Source organism: Borrelia maritima (genome assembly GCF_008931845.1).
In the GTDB taxonomy this organism is placed as follows: Bacteria; Spirochaetota; Spirochaetia; order Borreliales; family Borreliaceae; genus Borreliella; species Borreliella maritima.
In genome coordinates this window covers 72,002-94,017 of the sequence record NZ_CP044535.1, presented here as the reverse complement: position 1 = coordinate 94,017, position 22,016 = coordinate 72,002, and the positions used below count along the sequence as shown (strand labels likewise).

Sequence of the window (22,016 nt, the reverse complement as noted above, 5' to 3'; positions counted from 1 at the left end):
AAGTGGATATAACTAAATTTAATGAATTTGAAAATATATTGTTTCACATTTGTCTTGATGTTGATTTTATGCTTGAAGACGAATTTGGCGATTCTTATGATATTCATCCCAATAGACCTTTTAGGGGTAAGGCCGCAAACGGTCTTTTAGATGGTCTTTTCAGTGTTACAACAACTTTTACATCAGGCTATGGATCTAAGTTTGGAAGAGGTTATTTGATTGTTATTGAAATACTGACTTTAAATTTTGTTGATAGTGAATTTTGGGATAAGATAAATAAAAGGGGTATTGAAATTTTTAGAGAAGGACTTAAAAATAAATTTCCAAACAAAAATCTTGATATAGTGCTTGATGGCAATGTTTATAAAATTATTGGGCAATTTTTTTAATGACTGTATTATTTCTAATAATTAATAATAAATGTATTCTTAAAGAAGTATTTTTGTGCTAAATTGATATGTCTTGTTATATTATAAAATTTTTGATATTAAGAAATTTATTTTGCGCTTTTTTAAAGTTTTGTTTACTAATAATTGTTAATTTATTTTTACTTTGTATAATAAGGAGTTTTAATGCAATTTGAAGTAAAGGATCTGATAAATAAAATTAAAAAAGATGGGCTTGAAGAAGCTGAGAGAGTATCTAATGATATTATTTTGAAGGCTAAAAGAGAGGCAGAAGAAATAGTTTCTAGAGCAGAAGAAGCTGCCAAAGTATTAAAGCTAAAATCAGAAAAAGAAGCTAATGATTATAAACGCCATGCCCTTGAAGCTTCTCGCCAGGCAGCAAGAGATTTAATTATTGGTGTTGAAAAGAATCTTAAATCTCTTTTTGAAAATATCTTAAAAGATAATGTGGGAGAGGTTTTTAGTGATAATAATTTCTTAGCAGAGCTTATAATTAAAATAACAGATTCTTGGATTAAAGAAGAAAAAGTAGTTGTCCAATTAAATGAATTTGATGTTTCTAGCTTAGAGCATATGTTAAAACTAAAACTTGGAAATAAGCTTAAGGAAGAAATAGAAATTAAGCCCTTCAGGGGGATAAGCAAGGGTTTTAGGCTTCAAAAAAAGAATACTGATTTGCATTATGATTTTTCAGTGGAAACTATTGCAGACATTCTTTTTGATTATCTTAATCCAAGATTTAAGGAAGTTGTAAAAGTGGTCTAGGAGACTTTTGTGTTAGATTCATATTATTATGTTTTATCTTCTCTGCCTTATATTGATTTAAAATCTTTAAAAAGTTATAGTGTTTCAGATTTTTTAAACAATGTCGAACTTTCTTTAAGCAAAAAGGACTTCAATTTTTTAAAAGAGTTGCTAGAATTTAAGGTAGATAGAGGCAAATCACGAGTTATTGATCTTTTTCTTGATTTTGAAGATACGATAAGATATACACTTGCAGCTTTAAGGGCAGAAAAATTGGGTTTGTCTAAGGATTTTTATTTGGAATCTGCTTATTTCTCGAGTTATTATCTGAGTATTTTGAGAAATATTTGTTTGAAAGAAAATTCTTTTGAGATAGAATTGGGTCTTGACCTTCTCAAGTGGCAATTTTTGACTGATCTTGAGGTTGGGCATGAATTTGATTTTGAGAAATTAATAATTTACTTTTTAAAGTTAAGGTTATTTTTGAGGCATAATTTATTTAAAGAAAAATTAGGTATTCAAAATTTTGACAAGATTTGTCAAAATTTAATTGATAAAACTAATGGAAAAGTTTAGGAAAGGAATTTTAATGAAGACAAAAGGAAAAGTTGTTGGAGTAAATGGAAACTTAGTTACTATTGAAGTAGAAGGTTCAGTTTCTATGAATGAAGTTTTATTTATAAATACCGGTGGCAGGAATTTAAAAGCAGAAGTAATTCGTATTAGAGGGAATGAAGTTGATGCACAAGTTTTTGAATTGACAAAGGGAATATCTGTTGGAGATGTAGTTGAATTCACAGATAAGCTCTTAACAGTTGAATTAGGGCCAGGTCTTTTAACTCAAGTGTATGATGGACTTCAAAATCCTTTACCTGAACTAGCTATTCAGTGTGGATTTTTTTTAGAAAGGGGAGTGTATTTAAAGCCTTTGAATAAAAATAAGAAATGGAATTTCAAAAAAACTTCCAAAGTCGGAAAAATTGTTATTGCAGGAGATTTTTTGGGCTTTGTAATTGAAGGGACTGTCCACCATCAAATAATGATTCCATTTTATAAAAGAGATTGTTATAAAATTGTTGAGATTGTAAATGATGGTGACTATACGATTGATGATCAAATTGCAGTAATTGAAGATGATTCTGGGATGAGGCATAGCATTACAATGTCTTTTCATTGGCCTGTTAAAATTCCTATTACTAATTATAAGGAACGGCTTATTCCTAGTGAGCCTATGTTAACTCAAACTAGAATTATAGATACGTTTTTCCCAGTTGCCAAGGGAGGAACTTTTTGCATCCCAGGTCCTTTTGGAGCTGGAAAAACGGTTCTTCAGCAGGTTACAAGTCGAAATGCTGATGTTGATGTGGTGATTATTGCAGCTTGTGGTGAGCGAGCAGGTGAGGTGGTAGAAACTCTTAAAGAGTTTCCCGAATTGACCGATCCTAAAACCGGTAAATCTTTAATGGATAGGACTTGTATTATTTGTAATACATCTTCAATGCCAGTTGCAGCTAGGGAAGCTTCTGTTTATACTGCTATTACTATTGGTGAATATTATAGGCAGATGGGTCTTGATATTCTTCTTTTGGCAGATTCAACTTCAAGATGGGCTCAAGCAATGAGAGAAATGTCTGGTCGCCTTGAAGAAATTCCTGGTGAGGAGGCTTTTCCAGCTTATCTTGAGTCTGTCATTGCGTCATTTTATGAAAGAGCAGGCATTGTAGTTCTTAATAATGGTGATATTGGATCTGTAACAGTTGGTGGATCTGTGAGTCCTGCTGCTGGCAATTTTGAAGAACCAGTTACTCAAGCAACTTTAAAGGTTGTGGGAGCCTTCCATGGGCTTACAAGAGAAAGATCTGATGCTAGGAAATTTCCAGCTATTAGTCCTCTTGAATCTTGGAGCAAATATAAAGGTGTTATTGATCCCAAAAAAACAGAATATGCAAGATCTTTTTTAGTGAAAGGTAACGAAATTAATCAAATGATGAAAGTTGTTGGAGAAGAGGGTATAAGTAATGAAGATTTTTTAATTTATTTGAAATCCGAGCTACTTGATTCATGCTATTTGCAACAAAATTCATTTGATTCTATTGATGCTGCTGTTAGTTCAGAGCGTCAAAATTATATGTTTGATATAGTTTATAACATTCTTAAAACCAACTTTGAGTTTTCTGATAAGCTTCAAGCAAGAGATTTTATAAATGAGTTAAGGCAAAATCTTTTAGACATGAATCTTTCTTCTTTTAAAGATCATAAGTTTAATAAATTGGAGCATGCTTTGGGTGAATTGATAAATTTTAAAAAGGTAATTTAGGGGGTTCGAGAAATATATATATGAAAAGAGTCTATAGTAAGATAGAGTCTATAGCAGGCAATGTAATAACTGTTACAGCTCAAGGTATTAAGTACGGTGAGCTTGCTATTGTAAAAGCAAAAGATACAAGTTCTCTAGCCGAAGTAATTAAGCTTGATCGAGAAAAAGTTTCTCTTCAAGTTTATGGTGGTACAAGAGGTGTTTCCACATCAGACGAGATAAAGTTTTTAGGACATTCAATGCAAGTTTCATTTTCTGACAATTTGTTGGGCAGAATTTTTGATGGTTCTGGGAATCCTAGAGATGGAGGGCCTTCTCTTGATGACAGCTTGATTGAAATTGGTGGGCCTTCTGCGAATCCTACAAAACGTATTGTTCCTAGAAACATGATAAGGACAGGACTTCCAATGATAGATGTTTTTAACACTCTTGTTGAATCTCAAAAATTACCAATCTTTTCTGTTTCTGGTGAGCCCTATAATGAGCTTCTTGTGAGGATTGCACTTCAAGCAGAGGTTGATTTAATAATTCTTGGGGGGATGGGGCTTAAGCATGATGATTATTTAACTTTTAAAGATTCTTTAGAAAAAGGAGGCGCTTTAAGTAGAGCAATTTTTTTTGTTCATACTGCTAATGATTCTGTTGTTGAATCTTTAACTGTTCCTGATATTTCACTTGCTGTTGCTGAAAAGTTTGCTCTCAAGGGCAAAAAAGTCTTGGTGCTTCTCACAGACATGACAAATTTTGCTGATGCAATGAAAGAAATATCTATTACGATGGAGCAAGTGCCTTCTAACAGAGGTTATCCCGGGGATTTATATTCTCAGCTTGCATATCGTTATGAGAAAGCTATTGATTTTGAGGGTGCAGGATCGATTACAATACTTGCAGTTACAACTATGCCGGGTGATGATGTTACTCATCCTGTTCCTGACAATACTGGATACATTACAGAAGGTCAGTACTATTTAAAGGGTGGCAGGATAGAGCCTTTTGGATCGCTTTCAAGACTCAAGCAAATGGTAAACAGTAGAACTAGAGATGATCATAGGACTATAATGGATTCAATGATTAAACTTTATGCGTCTTCAAAAGAATCTGTAGAGAAGAAAGCTATGGGATTTAATATGACTAAGTGGGACGAGAAATTACTCAAGTATAGTAGCATGTTTGAAAGTAAGATGATGGATTTGTCTGTTAATATTCCCTTAGAAGAGGCTTTAGATTTGGGCTGGAGCATTCTTGCCAGTTGTTTTAGTCCAAAAGAAACGGGAATAAAAACAGACCTTATTAAAAAATATTGGCCTAAAAAAGAGACCTATTGATTATGTCTAAAATTAAATTGACCAAAAATGATCTTAAAAAGCAAAAAGATGAGCTTAAAATGTTTAAGAGGTATTTGCCTACTTTGCAGCTTAAGAAGCAACAGCTTTATATGGAAATTGTTAGAATTGAGAATTCTTGCAAAATTAAAAGTCTTGAGCAACAAAACCTTAAGGACAGTATTTCTAGTTGGATTTCTCTTTTTAGTGAAAAATTTCCTTTTGAAAGTTGGATTCAAGTAAAAACAGTATTCAAAAAGTCTTTAAATATTGCGGGGGTTGCTATTCCTTTATTTGATTCTATTGAATATGAAGACATAAAACACGATTTACTTTTTACTCCTTATTGGGTAGATAAGGGAATTGAGGTTCTTAAAACTGTAATTCAAATTGATGTAGAACTTAAAATTTTAAAAAAACAGATTGATTTGCTTTTAAAAGAGTTTAGAGTAACATCTCAGAGGGTTAATTTATTTGAGAAAGTTATGATACCAACAGTTAAGGCTAATATAAAAAAAATTAATGTATATCTTGGGGATCAGCAAACTGCGGCTGTTGTAAGAGGTAAAATTGCTAAGGCTAGTTTGATAAAAAAAAGATAGGAACAAGCTTATGATTGTAAAAATGAAAAAAGTTTTACTTTTGACTTTATCAAAATATAAAAAAGAATCATTAGAGATTTTAAGAGATTTTGGAGCAGTTCATATTAATTTTTGCAATAAGAATTCAGATTCTTTAAAAAAAAGCATTGATAATCGGCGAATTTTAATGCAAGCTTTTTCGCTACTTAAAGAAGATGGAGGTGTTAAGGCTTTAAAATCTTCTAATGGAAATTTTTTAGATATTGCAAAAAGCATAGTCAATTTAGGTAATGAGATTAAAGAATTTCAAGATATTAAGCGATCTTTATTGCATGAAAGGAATTTAATTTCTGTTTGGGGGAATTTTTCTTTGGATGATATTGACAAATTAAAAGATTCTGGCATTTACATTCAATTTTTTAAAATCCAAAAAAGTGAATATAAAAATTTATTAAAAGACCCTAATGTTAATGTACTTTTGATTCAAAATGTAAAAAACACTTATTATTTTGTGAGCGTTAGTGAGTTTGAGCAAAAAATTGAAATTGCTGATGAATTTAAGTTTAATTTTGATTTTGATTATATTAATAATAAATTAAAGGTTGTTGATGAGATTTTAGATCAAAAATTAACTCAAATCTCTCTTTTTAATAAATACATTGATATTTTAAGAGATGAAATAAAAAATTACGATCAAATCGTAGAGTTTGAGCAAGTCTTAGCTGATATGCAATCTGATTTTGAAGATTTTTCATATATTACGGGATTTGTTCCGGTTGAAAGGCAAGAATCTCTTAAAAGCTCAGTTTTAAAAGCAGGCTTTGCGGTGCAATTTGCAGATCCTGAAGAAAATGATATTATTCCAACCTATATAAAAAGAAAAGGAATTGCCAATTTAGCTGCGCCTATTTTTAATATTTTAGAGACGATTCCCGGATATAAAGAAAGGGATATAAGTTTTATTTTTATGTTATTTTTCTTTGTGTTTTTTGGTATGATAGTGGGTGATGCAGCTTATGGTGTAATATTTTTTTTGATAGGAATTTTGCTTAGTTTGAGTTTTATTCTTAGGGGCAAGCCCCTAACTCCGATTCATGGGTTAATATTTTATCTTAGTATATCATCGATACTTTATGGTTCTATGACTGGGACTTGGTTTGGTAGTCCTTTAATTCTTGAAATTTTTCCTATTTTAAATTCATTTAAAGTTAGTTATTTGACAGATAAAGATAGTGTACAAAATGTTATCTTTATTTGCTTTTCAATAGGAGTTTTGCAAATTGCATTGGCTCATGCTTGGAATTTTTTAAGACAAGTAAAAGAAAAACCCCATATTCATTCAATTGCACAGATTGGTTGGCTTATAGCTATAATTGGCCTTTATTACCTTGTTTTAAATTTAATAATAAGTCAATCTCGATTTCCCATGCACAGTGTTGTTTACAATGTAATATATTTGGGCATTGCGCTTGTATTTATTTTTGGCAAGCAAGATGGTTCAAATTTTTTCAAGTGTATCTTGAAAAGTTTTGGGGGAATTATAGAGCAATTTTTAACTACTGTGTCTGGGTTTGCAGATATAATATCTTATATTAGACTTTTTGCAGTTGGACTTGCAGGACTTTCAATTTCAGCAAGTTTTAATACTATGTCAATACCTTTACTAAAATCTTCTAATATTGGTTTTATAATAGTTGGAGCTATTGTTATACTTTTTGGACATGTTTTAAATATAATGTTATCTTTGCTTTCAGTAGTTGTTCATGGATTAAGGCTTAATATGCTTGAATTTTCAAACCATTTAGGCCAAGAATGGAATGGATATGCTTATAAGCCTTTTAGAAAAATAAAAAAATAAATAAAAAGGAGTACTTATGGATATAGGTTTAATAGGAGTTAATTCAGCTTTGACAATTTCAGCAATAGGCTCTGCCTTGGGCATGGGAGCAGCAGGCAGTGCTGCTATTGGGGCATGGAAGAGATGCTATATGCAAGGAAAGCCGGCACCATTTTTATTGATTGTTTTTGTTTCAGCGCCATTGACTCAAATAATATATGGGTATATTTTAATGAACACATTGTATGAGGTAATGATGCAGACAAATCCATGGTTATTGTTTGGAGCCGGTATTGGCGGTGGGTTTGCAATTGCTGTTTCTGGATTTGCTCAAGGTAAAGCAGCAGCAGGGGCTTGTGATGCTTTTTCTGAGACAGGTAAAGGATTTGCTACATATCTATTAGTTTTGGGATTAATAGAATCTGTTGCTCTTTTTGTAATGGTATTCTTGATGATCTTTAAGTTTGTTTAATTTTTTATTTATGTTTCTTTTAATATTAAATTTTCTCGTAATTTATGAGTTAATTTAATATATTTATTATTATGAGAAATTTGTTTTTATTCTTTTTTGCCCTGTTTTTTTCTATTTCTTTGAATTCTTTAAGTAATAATTTGAATTCTGTAGGTAATAAAAATTTTCCGTATTGGATTTTACTTGAAAAAGGTAGGCAATTTCTTTATTCTAAATCTGAACTTGGTAAGTCTAATCTTACACATGCGATTAATTATTTGCAGGAAGCTTTGCTTAGAAAAGGGGTTTATCCCGAAGCCAGCTATTATTTATCAGTGGCTTATAGTATGTCTGGGAATGCTGTTCTTGAAAAATTAAACCTTTACAAGTCTTTTGAAGACAAAGATTATTTATTAGATGAATCTTTTGAAAAAAAAATACTTTTTTCTTTAGCCAAAATGGCTGAACTTGAAAATAATTATGTTGATACAATTGATTATTTAAATGATATATTAAATAAGTTTTCAACTAAAAAAGATTACTATAGTTATCATGATTATTCTCAAAGTGAGAATGGTGCTCCAGACAATAAATTTAATGTTTCATTTTATCTAACTTCTTATTTAAAACAAGTAAGAGGAGCTTTTGGTCTTGATTTTACTTTTAATCTTTACAGATTTAAAAACTACAATGTTATTGATACTCATCAATTATTGTCAAAAGTTTATTTACGCTTAAGAGCTTATGAACTTTCAATTATTCATGGGCTTATAGCTACAGTGGGGATTCTAACAAGAATGTATGATTATATTTCTTATTATGAACCCGTTTATCAGTTTAAAAATTTAAGATCTTTTGTTAAAAAAATTAATGAGTATAAGGCAATAAAAAATGCTTTTGAATCTACAGATTTTTGGGAAATAGTTTATAATGTTGCTGTTGCTACTTATGCGTATTCCAATGGTAATTATAGATTTAGAGCAATAGATACTTGGAAATTAATAGTGGATCTTGCACCAAGATTTTCTCCTTATATTGCGAAATCAAGAAGTGAAATTAAAAATTATGTATATTTAAAAAAGGAGTAAATCTTTAAATCTTGATTTGTAGTTCGGGGTGAGTAGTATTAGTATTCGTAAGAAAAATTTTTGCATTATTGCACACATTGATCATGGTAAGTCAACATTAGCCGATAGATTTATTCAAAAGGCTAAAATAATATCTGATCGTGATTTTAAAAGTCAAATGCTTGACAATATGGATATTGAGCGAGAAAGAGGCATTACAATAAAAAGTCAGGCAGTAACAATTACCTATAAAAGTAATGATGGTAATTGTTATGAATTAAATTTTGTAGATACTCCAGGCCATGTTGATTTTTCTTATGAAGTTTCAAGAGCAATTTCATCTTGTGAGGGCGCTCTTTTATTAATTGATGCAAGCCAGGGGATACAAGCTCAGACAGTTTCTAATTTTTACATGGCTTTTGAGCATGATTTAGAAATTATTCCTGTTATTAATAAAATAGATCTTCCAAATGCAAATATTGATTTTGTAAAGAAGCAAATAAAGAGTGATTTAGGATTGAATGAAGAAATTGCTATTTCTATTTCTGCTAAGAATGGAATAGGAATTGATGATTTGCTTGAAGCTATTTGTAAGTATGTGCCATCTCCTAGGGGAAGTGTTAAAGATCCGTTAAGAGCATTAATTTTTGATTCGCATTATGATTCTTATAGAGGAGTTGTTGTTCACTTTAGAATTTTCGAAGGACAAATCAAGACGGGCGATAAGATTAAGTTAATGCATACTGGTAGCGAGCATTTAATTGAAGAGATTGGAATTTTTAAAATATCACTTGAAAGAAAGGATAGTCTAGAAGCAGGGGATGTTGGATATTTTATTGCAGGAATAAAAAATATATCAGATGTGAAGATTGGAGATACAGTAACCCTTTGTGATTTTACCGCATTATCTCCTCTTGAGGGATTTAAAGAAGTTAAGCCCGTAGTGTTTTCTTCAGTATATCCTGTTGATGCTAATCAATATGATGATCTTTTAAAGGCAATGGATAGATTAAAGCTTAATGATGCGTCGTTAACATTTGAAAAAGATTCATCATCTGCTCTTGGGCATGGTTTTAAATGTGGATTTCTTGGACTTTTGCATTTAGAAGTCATTCAAGAACGCATTGAACGTGAATTTAATTTAAATGTGATACTAACTTCCCCTTCTGTTAGATACAAAATAATTCCTAAAAAGGGAGAATCTTATTTTATTGAAACTCCTGAACAATTTCCTGGAAATGAATCTATTGAAAGTGTTCTTGAGCCTTATATTAAGGCCAATATTATTGTTCCTACAGAATTTTTAGGTAATATTATGAGTGTGTGTTTATTGAAAAGAGGAGTTCAGACGAACTTAATCTATCTTGATACTAAGCGTGTTGAACTTATTTATAAAATGCCTCTTTCTGAGATCCTTTTTGATTTTTATGATAAGATTAAATCTGTGAGTCGTGGATATGCTTCTTTTGATTATGAACTTTTAGATTATGAATATACAGATTTAGTAAGATTAGATATATTAGTCAATGGGGATAGAGTTGATGCACTCTCTCAATTAGTTTTTAAAGATAGCGCAAGAACTAAGGCTGTTGTGATTTGTAAAAAGTTGAAAGAAGAAATAGCAAGGCAGCAATTTAGAATAGCTATTCAAGGTGCTATTGGTTCTAATGTTATTGCTCGAGAGACAATTTCTCCTGTTAGAAAAGATGTTACTGCTAAGTGTTATGGAGGTGATATTACTCGTAAGCGAAAACTTTTAGAAAAGCAGAAAGAAGGCAAAAAGCGAATGAAGATGGTAGGAAATGTTGAGATCCCACAAAGCGCTTTTCTTGCAGTTTTGAAATCTAACGACAATTAAATGTGTTTTTAATTGTTAAAGGCATTTAAAGGTTTATGATTGGCAAAGCTCTTAGAAATGCGATAGAATATTTGTATCATTACTTATTTAAAATTAGTTTTTACGTAGTTTAAATTTATATGGAGTAATTTATGCTTAAGTCTAATAAAGTTGTTCTTATTGGAGCTGGTGGGGTTGGTTCAAGCTTTGCTTATGCTTTGACAATAGACAATTCACTTGTACATGAACTTGTAATTATTGACGTTAATGAAAATAAAGCAAAAGGGGAGGTCATGGACCTTAATCATGGCCAAATGTTTTTAAAGAAGAATATTAATGTATCGTTTGGGACTTACAAAGATTGTGCTAATGCAGACATTATTGTAATTACGGCAGGGCTTAACCAAAAACCTGGTGAGACAAGACTTGATTTGGTTGATAAAAATTCTAAAATATTTAAAGATATTGTAACTAATGTTGTATCTAGTGGTTTTGATGGTATTTTTGTTGTTGCAAGCAATCCTGTAGACATTATGACTTATGTTACAATGAAGTATTCTAAATTTCCTATTCATAAGGTTATTGGGACTGGAACTATTCTTGATACTTCAAGACTTCGATATTTTTTAAGTGATCATTTTAATGTGAACACTCAAAATATACATTCATATGTTATGGGTGAGCATGGTGATAGTTCTTTTGCTACTTGGGATGAAACAAAAATAGCAATGAAGCCTTTATCAGAATATCTTGCTGAAGGCAAAATAACTGAATTGGAGCTTGATGAAATTCATAAAAAGGTTGTGAATGCTGCTTATGAGGTGATTAAGTTAAAGGGAGCAACCTATTATGCAATTGGACTTGGTATTAAGAATATTGTAAATGCAATAATTGGAGATCAGAATATTATTTTGCCAATATCTTCTTATATTAATGGTCAGTATGGGGGATTGATTAAAGATCTTTATATTGGGGCACCTGCCATAGTTTGTAAGGAGGGAGTCAAAGAAGTTTTAAACTTTAATATAAGTCCTAAAGAGCTTGAAAAGTTTAACAGTTCTGCTAATCAGCTTAAAAGCTATATTGATAAAATAGAATTTTAGTTTTAAGGCCCCAATTTTTGGGGTTTTTATTTTTCAAGCATATTTTCTCCGTTTTTTCTGTGTTCAATTGCTTCAAGTAAGGCTTCTTTTGAAATATTTTTTTCTTCTTTTAAATCAGAGATTGTTCTTGCAATTTTTAATATTGAATGTGTTGCTCTTGAGGATATGTTGAGTTTATTTAAAATGTAAATCAAATCATTTTTTAAGATTGTATCTAATTTGCAAAATTTTTCAATGTGATCGGAATTAAGATCAGAATTTTTATTTATGTTTGCAAAATTTTCGTATCTTATATTTTGGATGTTTCTTGCTTTTATTATTCTTTGTTTTATTTCGCTTGAACTTTCGCTTGTTTCGCTGAGTAATTTTTCATTATTAATTGCTCTTGTTGGAACCCTAATGTCAATTCTATCAAGCATTGCAGCTCCAAGTTTTTTCCAATAATTGGAAATTTCTTGTTGCGAACAAAAGCAGTCTGTGTGTTTTTTGCCAAGATTTCCACAGGGGCAAAGATTCATTGCAAGCATTAGTTGGAAATTTGCAGGGTATTTGAATAATTTAGAACTTGCTCTTGAGATTGAAATTGATTTGTCTTCAATAGGTTCACGTAAGGATTGTAAGATAGATTTTTTAAATTCTAAAGCTTCATCTAAAAATAATATTCCATTGTGGGCAAGAGAAACTTCTCCGGGCAAAGGGTTAGGGCCTCCACCGATTATTCCTTCTTTACTAGCAGTGTGGTGGGGATTTCTAAAAGGTCTTTGTTTTATTATCTTTCTTTCTATTAATTTCCCGGATATTGACCATATTCTATTTGTTTCTATTAGCTCTTTGTTTGTAAGTGGAGGAAGAATAGATTGAGCGCACTTAATACTAAGTGTTTTTCCGCTTCCAGGCGGACCAAATAACATGATATTATGTCCACCAGCAATTGCTATTTCAATTGCTCTTTTTACTCTTTGTTGTCCTTTTATATTCTTGAAGTCATAATCTAAAATATAATCTTGTTCAATTACTGGCTGCGGTTTAATATTTGTTCTTGGGGGGAGTATATTGTTGTTTAATTGGTTTATTATATTTATAGTTTCTTTTAAATCTTTAACTCCCCAAATATTCAAACCATTTATTAGACGTGCTTCTTCTAAATTTTCAAAGGGAACTATTGCAAATTTTATTTTCCTTTCTTTGGCAAGAGCAATTGCTGGTAAAACCGCTTTTATTGATCTTATTTGGCCATCTAATTGCAATTCTCCCAATATTAAGATTTCTAAATTTTTATTATTCTTGTTTTCTTGTATTTTAATAATGCTGATAGCAATAGAAAGGTCAAGAGCTGTACCAAGCTTTTTAACCCCAGCAGGTGCAAGATTTATTAATATTCTATTTTTAGGAAAATGAAAATTTGAATTCTTGATAGCTGATTTTACCCTTTCTCTTGATTCTTTAATTTCGCTTCCAGCAAGCCCTACGATATCAATTCCAGAAATTCCCTTTTTAATATCTATTTCAATCTCAATTAGTTCTCCTTCATATCCGATTGATGAGTGTGAATAGATTTTCATTTAATAGCTCTCCTTAAAGGCTTATAGCTTTCTAAACTATCTTTTAATGATTTGTATGGTAGTAAAAAACAGTCTTTTCTGTTTGTATTTGTAAATATGTTAAAAATTTTTAAACTTACATCAATCTCGTCTAAATTTGTAAAATCGCTGTTTATTACTTTTTGCACTAAGTTTAGGATTTCTGGTTTTGGTTTGTCATTACATAATTTGTTTAAAGCGTTGGCGCTTGCAAGTAAAATCATACATCCAGATGCATGATGTTTAAAGTTAAATTTTCCGTTATTTATTTCTATTGTTTGGAATAAAATTTGATCTCCACATTTAGATTGATGTTTTAGATTTTGATTTGTTTCTATTTTATCTATTATATAATTATTTACTTTACTAAGTCTTAGTAATTCTTTTTTGGTTTTTTCAGTGAGCATAATTTAATTTTATTTTCTTTGATTTATTAAATCAATAATAAAAGATAGTGTGATAGAAGATAGTGTGAAGAATTTTAAATAAAAAATTTTAAAAATATAGTTGAAATTGCTTTGAGATTTTTAACGCTTGAAATAATGTTTATTAAGCCTTAAGTTAAAGTTAATCAAAAATCTTTTTTTTTGATTAACTTTGTTAAGATGCTTATTTTTTTAAATTTTTATGAAAGCTCTTTTATTACTTTTTTTAATCCCAGTATGAAATTATCAATTTCTTCTTGTGTATTGTAAAAATAAAAGCTAATTCTTAAAAGATGGTCTTTATTTAAATTTTCTGGAAAAAATGCTACGTAAGAACAAGTTTTTCCAGCCCTAGTTGCTATTCCCATTGTATCTAGATAGGTTTCAATATCGTGTGAATGAATATTTTTTACCGTAAATGATATTATTGAATTTCGTTTAAGATTTGTATTTAGTAAAAATTCGACTTCATCAAGCTCTTGTAATTTTTTTACTCCATAGTCGATTAACTGCTGATCATGATCTAAAATAAAATCCATAGAAATGTTATTAATGTATTTTATTGCCTCTTCAAGTCCAATAATTCCTGCAATGTTTGGGGTTCCCGATTCAAATTTATTAGGAGTATCAGATGGTTTAAATTTAATTTTTTCATTTTCTATAAATATTTTTTCTACGGTATTCCCTCCCAATTTTGAACTATTAAGTTTTTCAGACATACTATTTGAAATGTATAAAATACCTATTCCTGTTGGAGCAAGCATTTTGTGTCCGGAAAATACCAAAAAGTCACAGCCAATTTTTTTGACATCTATTTTTATATGAGGTGCCATTTGCGCAGCATCTACAAATAGACTTATATTATATTTTTTTGCGATTTTTCCAATAGATTCTAAATCATTAATGGTTCCCAAAGTATTATTTATTCCTGCAATACTAATGAGCTTTGTTTTTTCTGTAATAAGTTTTTCAATTTCTTCAGGGGTAACAATTCCCATTTCATTAAATTTGGCGAACTTAATTGTTAGATCAGCTAATTTTGCAAGATTTGCCCATGGCAGCAAATTGCTATTATGTTCGAGGGTTGTGAGAATAATTTCATCTTTTTTTTTAAAGTATTTTGAGCAAAAAAATGAGTTTGCGATGGTATTAACTCCATCCGTAGTTCCAGAATTAAATATTATATTTTTTGCAGATTCTGCATTAATGAAATTTTTTACAAGTTCTCTTGTTTTTTCTATTTTTATGCTAGATTCAATTCCAAATTTGTGTCCGCTTCTATGCACATTTCCGTTGTAATTTTCATAATATTCTATGCTAGAATAAATTACTTTTTTGGGCTTTTGAGAGGTTGCCGCATTATCAAAATAAATTATATTTTTATTGTCAAACTTTTTATTTAAAATAGGAAAATCTTTTCTTAAAAGCTTAACCTTTTCGGCATTGCTTTTTATTTGTTTTAAATACATATCCTTACAAGTTCCTTTCTTCTGATTTTTAGCTTTTAATTATTATATCATTATTTTTTATTTCATAAAAAAAGTTTAAAATGATTATTAATTAATAATCATTTTTTTTAGAATTGAAATTAATTTTTTGTATAAATTTGTTTATTGGTTATGTATTTTGATTATGGTATACTCGTTTATATGAAAGAAGTAATTTATAGGTTTGAAAAAGCTGAGGATTATAAATTAATTCCTGTTAATAATATTTATGGGAATATAACTAATGCGGGAGAAATTTTTTGTGATCTTGTTTTCGAGTCTACTGAGATTTCTGAGGATATTGCTTACACAAAAACCAAAGAAGGTGTTTTGGAAGAGGCTTCAAAAGAGCTAAAACGCGGAGAAGAGGGAAAAATAGTATTAATTAATTCTTTTATAGGAATTTCTATTACAAAGACTACTGCCAGAAATATTGCTTATTGGCTTTTAAAAAAAGTTGATGAATTAGAAGACAATGAATAGTCGTAAAACATCTGAAGATAGAATTAAAGTTTATTTATCAAAACTTAGGAAACATAGGAATAAGATTTTAACCAAAAAGAGTATCAAAAATATTATTGAAGTATCAGATATTTCTGATAATGATATTGAGAATATAGAATTTCATTTTAAAAGATCTTATGCCAGAGTTAAAAGATTTTTTGATATGGGTAAGGTAGATATTGCTTTTAGAGAGCTTGAATCCGTCTATTTTTATTCTCTTCATAATAAATCAACTTTTAGTTTATTTTTTTTTCTTTTTAAAGAAATTACCGATAAGTTAAATACTAAAGAATCTAAAAAAAAAATGATGCATGTAATTTTGCAAGCAAAAGAATTTGGAATAAGAAATGATTTAGATTTAATTGACTATTATGAGTCTAAAAAATCCAAGAACAGAATGTTAATATTAACTTTGAGTTCCATTTTAATATTTTTTATTTCTTTAATTACTTACAGATCTTTTCAGGGTTTTATTGGTTTGAATGGAAATGGTAAAATGTCTTTAAAAGAAAAATTTACTCCTTCTTATACATCGCAAGGTCTTCCTCCTATTACTATGGCTACGGATTTAGTAGTTGAAGCTGCTAATCTTATTTCAGATCCTAAGGATTTATATTACATAGAAATAGAAGATGCCAAAGTTTTAGTGTTTGAAGATGCGCATTTATACCAGCTTAAAGCCGGTGTTGTCTCAACAACTCATCCTGTTAAAAAGATTTCTTACAGAGTTACAATTTACGATGATCTTGGCAAATCTGTTTTTAACCAGGTTTTTGCCAAAGAAAGTGATTTTTCTGCAAAGTGGGGTAAAAATGTTTATATTCCAATTGATGTTATATCGAGTATCCCAAGAGCTATTGATGTTAACCCTAAGAAAATAGTATTGGATATAATTGATATTGATTTTTTTAAGAATGTTGATGACAAAATTGGTGTCAATCTTGATTCAGATTCTTTTACATTAAAATTTAAATATATTGGAAATTATTTTAAAAATTCTTTTGGGATTTGTAAGGCAAATACTGTGATAGAAGTTTTCAATTCTTCAAGGGATGTTGTTAAAAATTTGGAAATTGGAATCAGCTATATTGATAAGGAGGGCAAAATAATTAGGTCTTTGAGACGTAAATTAATCTCTTCTTCTAATTCTTTTTTGAAATCTAAATCTAAACAGAGTTTTACAATTAGTACAATTTTCCCAAATGAGATTTATCCTACAATTGAAAAGGATTTTTCATCTATTAAAATTTATAATGTGATTATTAAATAATTTTTTAACTATCTTAAGATTTCTTTTTCTTTTAAATTTGAAACAATGTTAAGTGGAATCAGCGTGGTTAAAATGTTTATTAACATATACATGCCAAGAAGTGTTAAGCTAAAGCTTAGGCTTAAATGTATTTGGAATTCGGAAACATAATATTCTGGATTTAATATTTCAGAATTTTCTTCTCCAAGTATTTTTAAAAAAAAGTTTAAAACATTATCAACAAAGTTTATTAAATAAGATATTTTAAGTGTTAAATAATTTCCAATTATTATTCCAATTCCACAAAAGATGGTACTTAATGTGAATGATATCAAAAGAAATATTATTTTTATGTTTAAATTATTCATTCCAATGGATTTTAATATTGCAATTTTCTTTTTATTTTCAAAAATAAGCATTGAAAGAGATGAAGATATATTAATGCTTGCAAATATTATGATCAAAGCCATAATGAATATTAAAAGTTTTTTACTTATATCTAAATTATTATATTTATTTAAGTAAAGTTCATAAAATGTTTGTATTTGAAATTCTTGAAATTCAGTTTCTAAATTCTGTTTTAAGATTTCATTGGTTTTTATGGAGTTGGAATTTGTATTAAGCCCAATTATGCTTTTTGAAAATTTTTTTGACATTAAATTTTCGTTTTCAAAAGAAATTAACACTAAATTATTATCAATATCTTTTAGTCCTGTTTCAATTATTCCTGAGATATTAAACTTTTTTATTTTAGGTATTATTTTGTTGTTTTTTGTATTTGGAATCAAAATGTCAATTTTTTCATTTAGATTTAAATTAAGTTTATTTTTTATTTGATTTGAAATGAGTATAGAATCTTTTTTTAAATTTTTAATACCTTTTATTAATTTTATTGATTTGTTTTTTAATATGAATTCATTTTCTATTGCTCTTATTAACAAACCTTGTTTTTTATTATTTCCAATAATTCCATAAGTTCTTTTCTCAAAAAAATAATTTAAATCTTTATAATTATATTTGTTTTTAAATGAGCTTAATCTGTCTTTTAGGTAATTGGTTTTATTTGTGTCGTTGTATTCTATTTGTATGAAAAATCCTTCACTTTCAATGTATTTATTAATAGTAGAAGTCATAATATTGCTCGACATATAGTAGACAATAATTAATGGGATCATTACTAAGCTTAATGATATTCCAGAGCCTATTAAAGCTATTTTATTTGTTGAATTTTTAAAAATTATATAAGCAATTTTTGTAATTTCTATTAGCTTTAGAAACATCATAGTTTTTTTAATGTCCTATCTTTGAATTCATATTTTGAATCTGCTTTGTTTGCAAATTGTGGGTTATGACTAACTAGTATTAAGGTTTTTTTAAAATTTTTTGCTGTGTTGATAAGTAGATTTTCTACGGTTTTAGCTGTGCTTAAGTCTAAATTTCCTGTAGGCTCATCACACAATATTATATCAGGTTCATTAATTAGTGCTCTAGCAATGGCAACTCTTTGTGATTCGCCCCCCGAGAGCTCTGAAGGGTAATGTTTTGCTCTGTTTTCTATTTTTAGTATTTTCATTAGATCCACAGCTTTTTTATTTATTGTTACTTTTGTTTCTTGGCCTGAGATGATTTGGGGTAAAATTATATTTTCAATTACACTAAACTCATTTATTAAATTATAATTTTGGAATACTAAACCTATTTGCCTGTTTTTATACAAACTCAATGTTTTTTCATTTGCATTTTTTAAACATATTCCGCAAGATATTATCTCTCCAGAATCTATTTTATCAATTCCCGAAATCATATTAAAAAGGGTTGATTTACCACAGCCACTTTTCCCTTGAATTGAAATAAATTCACCTTTTTCTACAGTTAAGTTTAAATTTTCTATTACTTGAATTTTTGTTTTATTTTTTTTGTATGCCTTGTAGAGATTTTTTATAATTAATATATTTTCCATTTTATGATCCATTTATAGTTTCAATGTTTTTTTGACTTCCAATTTGTTTTGTTACTTTTAAGCTTGAATATATTGTAGAAAAGCATGCAAAAAAGAAAGTAAATGCTAAATCACTTAAAAATAATTTGGGAGTAATTGTGTTTTTTACTATTTGTATTTTAATGCTAGCTATTTCTAAGGCCAATATTTTATTTAAAAAAATTATTAAGACGTTTGCCAGATTGTCAATTATTTTTAAAATTTCATTTATATTTAAGGAAATAGAAATTCCCAGCAACAAACCTAGAAGGCCTCCTATAGTGCAGATTATTATTGCGTGAATAAAAAAAATTTGCTTTATTTTTTTTATTCTAAGCCCCATAGCTAATAGTATTAAAATAGCTTTATTTTTATTTATTATTATTCTTTTTTGTAGATAGTATGCATTAACGGCAATAACAATGAAAATGCTTGTTAAAATAATTAACATTGTATTTCGTTCTATTTTCAATGTTTTGTAGAATTCTTTATTGTATTCATTCCAAGTTTTTACTTTGATTTTTGGGTTAACAGCTTTGATCTTTTTAATTAATTTGTTACTTGGATTTAAATTTTTTGTTTTTATTTGGTAATTAATACTTGAATTATTTAAAATTTTATTTTTAATGAAATAGTCTATGTTCATAAAAATTAAAGTTTCATTTATTTTTGCATAATTGCTTTTGAAAATCGATTTTATTTTAAAGTTTTTTATATCATTTTCTAATGAGATAAAAAACTTTATTTCATCTGTGATTATTAATCCCAGTGTATCATTTTCAAATAAGTTGAAATTGTGGGAAAGTACATTTCCAATGATGACCTCATTATCTTTAATATCCATTTCATCTTCATTAAGTCCTGTAAATGAAATAAAATTTTGGTCTTTTTTGAGATTTTCAATATCAATTGCAATGACATTTAAAATAGTCGGATAATAATAATTTTGAATTCCAATGCCTTGTGTTTCGTATATTTTATTTATGTGTTTTATTCCTTCAATTTTTTTAATTTCTTCGATTTCTTCTTGAGTAAGTTCATTTTCTATTTTCAAATTTCCGCTTTCTACATTTGTAATGCTAAGGAAAAAGTCGTTTTGGAAGCCGTTCATTATCGATATTGTTAGGATAATTATTATTTCACCTAAGGCAATACTTAATATTATTACAATTGTGAGGGCTAGGCTATTTTTTTCTTCTAATATTAATTTTTTAAGCAAAAAATTTCTTATACCCATTTAATTTGTTCCTATTGGTTTTTCTTCGGTAACTTTTCCATTCTTGTGCTTTACTCTAAGAGCAGGCTTTTTATTGTAGTATATTTCTTCTTCATATTCATTATCATTATGGTATTCGGCTTTTAGATAAATTATATCGTTTTCATAAATTTTTTTAATTTTTAATTGATTGTCTTGGTTATATTCGTATTCAATTTTAGTATTAGTGTATTGGTCTTTATCCTTTTCTTTAGTGTTTTGAAAAATTATCATATCAGATTCGTTGTATTGAAAATCATTTGTTTTTATAAGTTCATTGTTTTTATATGTTTCTTCTTTAATTAGGTTGTTCCCCTGGTAGGTGGATATTATTTTTGTATTGTCTTCTTCAAAGGTATTTACTGTTTTTTGGTCATCTAGATATTGGTTTTTTTCTTTGGATTTTGTTTTATTATTAGCAATTATTGTACTGTTTAAATTTCTTTTTTTGTCATCGTATTTTATCACTTTTGTTGTTGATTTTTTGATGTCAAAATATGTAGATTTTATGTCACCATTAATTCCATAGTTCCAAATTTGAAAATTTGATCCCGTTATTTTTAGTAATTTACCATTTTCATCTTTGGAGTAATGTATTAGTTTTGGTTTTTGATTTATTATTTTTAAATTTTTAGATATTAAGTTGCCGTTTTCATAAAAGTAATTTGCTGTTTCAAGAATTTTTCCCTTATTGTTATATTCAATTTCTTGTATTTTATTATTTAAATTGTCGTAAACTTCTTCTTTTCTTTTTATGTCTTTTGTATCATAAAATGTGATTTTTTTTGTATTTTCTATTGTTTGAATTGTCTTGTATTTTATTAAATTTTTTTCTTTGTATAAGTAAAGTTTTTCAGTGTCATCAATAGAATAATACTCAATGTAAAATCCCTCTTTTGGTTTTTCGCTTAATTTTTGGTATTTATTGAAAAATGCATCAGATGCAAAATAGCTTTTTGCATAAATGATTTGTGGGATAAATATAAGAAATATTAATTTTGTTTTTTTCATAGCAATTTATTAAAATATTCATTTATATCAAATTCTTTAATATCTTCTAGTTTTTCCCCAAAGGTAGTAAAGTATATAGGTTTTTTGAGAATTTTTGAAATGTTTATTATTGCACCTGCTTTTGAGGATGAATCAAGTTTTGTGATTATTATTCCGTCTATTTCTATTGCTTTATTAAAAATTTCTGCTTGGCTATTTGCATTTTTCCCAATAGTAGAATCGATTACAAGTATTTTTTGATAATTGATGTTAGTATTATTTATTTGCTTTAATATTACATTGTTTATTTTTTTAAGCTCTTTTATTAAATTTTCTTTATTTTGCAATCTTCCGGCTGTGTCAATAATTAATGCATCGTAATTTTTAAGCTTAGCGCTTGAAATGCTGTCAAATATTACAGCCGATGGATCGCTTCCTTGGTTTTGAGATATTATTCGAACACCTATTTGTTCTCCATAAATTTTCATTTGTTCAATTGCAGCTGCTCTGAATGTATCAGCAGCCGATATTAATATATTTTTGCCTTCATTTTTTAATTTATTTGCAAGTTTTGCTATACTTGATGTTTTTCCAATTCCATTTATGCCAACTATTAGTAAAATGTTTAATTTGTTATTTTCTAGAGTAAATTTTTTTGTGTTAATATAATTACTTAAAAGTTCTTTTAGTTTTTCAATAATAGTTTGTTCGTTTTTATTTTTTTCTTTTGTTAATTTGTTTGTTATTTCTATTACAATTTCATTATTAATGTCTGATTCTAATAGAATGTCTTCTAGGTTTTCAATAACATTTTCTTGTTGTTCTTTTTTAAATAAATTTTTTATTTTTTCTAAAATTCCCAAAATTTTGTTCTCCTATTTT

The 22,016-nt window shown here is 28.4% G+C and carries 21 protein-coding genes; 13 read left to right on the top strand and 8 right to left on the bottom strand.

Going from position 1 to position 22,016, the window contains the following annotated elements; all coding sequences use genetic code 11:
- The first annotated feature begins 2 nt into the window (after positions 1–2).
- The 11 genes from DB723_RS00470 to DB723_RS00420 all read left to right on the top strand — a co-directional run bounded on the left by DB723_RS00470 (position 3) and on the right by DB723_RS00420 (position 11,666).
- Positions 3–389 carry a hypothetical protein gene (locus tag DB723_RS00470; protein ID WP_151551326.1) on the top strand — a complete coding sequence of 129 codons (387 nt, stop codon included), beginning with the start codon at positions 3–5 and terminating at the stop codon, positions 387–389.
- 183 nt (positions 390–572) lie between these two features.
- Positions 573–1,172 (top strand): V-type ATP synthase subunit E, encoded by a 600-nt coding sequence (locus tag DB723_RS00465; protein WP_151551324.1) that lies wholly within the window; start codon positions 573–575, stop codon positions 1,170–1,172.
- A gap of 9 nt (positions 1,173–1,181) precedes the next feature.
- Positions 1,182–1,727 carry a hypothetical protein gene (locus tag DB723_RS00460; RefSeq protein WP_151551323.1) on the top strand — a complete coding sequence of 182 codons (546 nt, stop codon included), beginning with the start codon at positions 1,182–1,184 and terminating at the stop codon, positions 1,725–1,727.
- A gap of 13 nt (positions 1,728–1,740) precedes the next feature.
- Positions 1,741–3,468, top strand: coding sequence for a V-type ATP synthase subunit A (locus DB723_RS00455; protein WP_151551321.1), 1,728 nt, complete (start codon positions 1,741–1,743; stop codon positions 3,466–3,468).
- 20 nt (positions 3,469–3,488) lie between these two features.
- The gene (locus DB723_RS00450; RefSeq protein ID WP_151551320.1) at positions 3,489–4,793 is read left to right on the top strand and encodes a V-type ATP synthase subunit B; all 1,305 of its coding nucleotides are present in this window, start codon (positions 3,489–3,491) and stop codon (positions 4,791–4,793) included.
- 2 nt (positions 4,794–4,795) lie between these two features.
- Positions 4,796–5,392 (top strand): V-type ATP synthase subunit D, encoded by a 597-nt coding sequence (locus DB723_RS00445; protein WP_151551319.1) that lies wholly within the window; start codon positions 4,796–4,798, stop codon positions 5,390–5,392.
- 10 nt (positions 5,393–5,402) lie between these two features.
- Positions 5,403–7,229 carry a V-type ATP synthase subunit I gene (locus DB723_RS00440; protein ID WP_151551317.1) on the top strand — a complete coding sequence of 609 codons (1,827 nt, stop codon included), beginning with the start codon at positions 5,403–5,405 and terminating at the stop codon, positions 7,227–7,229.
- A 16-nt stretch (positions 7,230–7,245) separates the two neighbouring features.
- Positions 7,246–7,680, top strand: coding sequence for an ATP synthase subunit K (locus DB723_RS00435; protein ID WP_010255396.1), 435 nt, complete (start codon positions 7,246–7,248; stop codon positions 7,678–7,680).
- A 71-nt stretch (positions 7,681–7,751) separates the two neighbouring features.
- The gene (locus DB723_RS00430; protein ID WP_151551316.1) at positions 7,752–8,747 is read left to right on the top strand and encodes a hypothetical protein; all 996 of its coding nucleotides are present in this window, start codon (positions 7,752–7,754) and stop codon (positions 8,745–8,747) included.
- Positions 8,748–8,775: 28 nt separating this feature from the next.
- Positions 8,776–10,584, top strand: coding sequence for a translation elongation factor 4 (gene lepA / locus DB723_RS00425; protein ID WP_151551314.1), 1,809 nt, complete (start codon positions 8,776–8,778; stop codon positions 10,582–10,584).
- Between the two features lie 131 nt (positions 10,585–10,715).
- Positions 10,716–11,666, top strand: a complete 951-nt coding sequence (locus DB723_RS00420) for an L-lactate dehydrogenase (RefSeq protein ID WP_151551313.1) — start codon at positions 10,716–10,718, stop codon at positions 11,664–11,666.
- A gap of 26 nt (positions 11,667–11,692) precedes the next feature.
- On the opposite strand, the gene DB723_RS00415 is transcribed toward DB723_RS00420, so the two are convergent.
- The 3 genes from DB723_RS00415 to DB723_RS00405 all read right to left on the bottom strand — a co-directional run bounded on the left by DB723_RS00415 (position 11,693) and on the right by DB723_RS00405 (position 15,140).
- Positions 11,693–13,228: a YifB family Mg chelatase-like AAA ATPase gene (locus DB723_RS00415; protein ID WP_151551311.1), complete on the bottom strand. Its 1,536-nt coding sequence runs from the start codon at positions 13,226–13,228 to the stop codon at positions 11,693–11,695.
- Positions 13,225–13,653 carry an iron-sulfur cluster assembly scaffold protein gene (locus DB723_RS00410; protein ID WP_151551310.1) on the bottom strand — a complete coding sequence of 143 codons (429 nt, stop codon included), beginning with the start codon at positions 13,651–13,653 and terminating at the stop codon, positions 13,225–13,227. Before DB723_RS00410 ends, DB723_RS00415 begins: the two co-directional genes overlap by 4 nt.
- Positions 13,654–13,871: 218 nt before the next feature.
- On the bottom strand, positions 13,872–15,140 hold the full coding sequence (locus DB723_RS00405; protein WP_151551309.1) for a cysteine desulfurase: 1,269 nt from the start codon (positions 15,138–15,140) through the stop codon (positions 13,872–13,874).
- Positions 15,141–15,320: 180 nt separating this feature from the next.
- On the opposite strand from DB723_RS00405, the gene DB723_RS00400 reads away from it, so the two are divergent.
- Both DB723_RS00400 and DB723_RS00395 read left to right on the top strand, forming a co-directional pair.
- Complete coding sequence (locus DB723_RS00400) at positions 15,321–15,641, top strand: hypothetical protein (RefSeq protein WP_151551307.1); 321 nt, start codon at positions 15,321–15,323, stop codon at positions 15,639–15,641.
- Positions 15,634–16,932, top strand: a complete 1,299-nt coding sequence (locus tag DB723_RS00395; protein ID WP_151551305.1) for a hypothetical protein — start codon at positions 15,634–15,636, stop codon at positions 16,930–16,932. Before DB723_RS00400 ends, DB723_RS00395 begins: the two co-directional genes overlap by 8 nt.
- A gap of 8 nt (positions 16,933–16,940) precedes the next feature.
- On the opposite strand, the gene DB723_RS00390 is transcribed toward DB723_RS00395, so the two are convergent.
- The 5 genes from DB723_RS00390 to ftsY are packed head-to-tail and all read right to left on the bottom strand — an operon-like array spanning position 16,941 to position 21,997.
- On the bottom strand, positions 16,941–18,191 hold the full coding sequence (locus DB723_RS00390; protein ID WP_151552888.1) for an ABC transporter permease: 1,251 nt from the start codon (positions 18,189–18,191) through the stop codon (positions 16,941–16,943).
- Positions 18,191–18,871: an ABC transporter ATP-binding protein gene (locus DB723_RS00385; protein WP_151551303.1), complete on the bottom strand. Its 681-nt coding sequence runs from the start codon at positions 18,869–18,871 to the stop codon at positions 18,191–18,193. Before DB723_RS00385 ends, DB723_RS00390 begins: the two co-directional genes overlap by 1 nt.
- A gap of 1 nt (position 18,872) precedes the next feature.
- Positions 18,873–20,126 carry an ABC transporter permease gene (locus DB723_RS00380; protein ID WP_151551301.1) on the bottom strand — a complete coding sequence of 418 codons (1,254 nt, stop codon included), beginning with the start codon at positions 20,124–20,126 and terminating at the stop codon, positions 18,873–18,875.
- Positions 20,127–21,155, bottom strand: a complete 1,029-nt coding sequence (locus DB723_RS00375) for a hypothetical protein (RefSeq protein ID WP_151551299.1) — start codon at positions 21,153–21,155, stop codon at positions 20,127–20,129.
- The gene (gene ftsY, locus DB723_RS00370) at positions 21,152–21,997 is read right to left on the bottom strand and encodes a signal recognition particle-docking protein FtsY (protein WP_151551297.1); all 846 of its coding nucleotides are present in this window, start codon (positions 21,995–21,997) and stop codon (positions 21,152–21,154) included. Before ftsY ends, DB723_RS00375 begins: the two co-directional genes overlap by 4 nt.
- Between the last annotated feature and the right edge of the window lie 19 nt (positions 21,998–22,016).